The 409-nt window shown below is 69.7% G+C and carries 1 protein-coding gene; it reads right to left on the reverse strand.

What is annotated here, in order from left to right; genetic code table 11:
• Window positions 1-335 (reverse strand): hypothetical protein (locus AC1DKR_RS21285; protein ID WP_478035159.1); only part of this gene is annotated, 335 nt, incomplete at its 3' end.
• Window positions 336-409 lie beyond the last annotated feature (74 nt).

The raw sequence follows: 409 nt of genomic DNA on the forward strand, positions 1-409 counted from the left end.
GCCGGATCCAGCGCCAGCAGCACCGAGGCCGCGCCGTTCTCCAGGTCCTTCAGGATCTCGCCATTGGCGTGCTTGGCGTCGGGGTGGGCGACCTTCGTGCGGAGGTCCCAGGGGCGGTCGATGTCGCGGGCGCGCAGGTCGCGGGCCACGGTGACGGCGTCGTCGGCGGTGTAGAGCGGGCGGATGGCGATCCCGTCCGGGGTGGCGCGCGTCAGGGTCTCGTCGAAATCGGCCCCTTTCAGGGTCTTCTCGACCAGTTTCAACCACTTGGCCTGGGCCAGGGCTTCGTCGGGCGGGCCGAAGTCGTCGGCCAGTTGGGCGGGCGCCTCGCTCACGACGGGGTTCTCCTGCGGTGCGGCATTCTTGTATTTTGATGCAGTTGCGCGCCTGCCGCCACGGAGGTCAAGCG

Source organism: Stenotrophomonas sp. 01N47 (assembly GCF_056399165.1).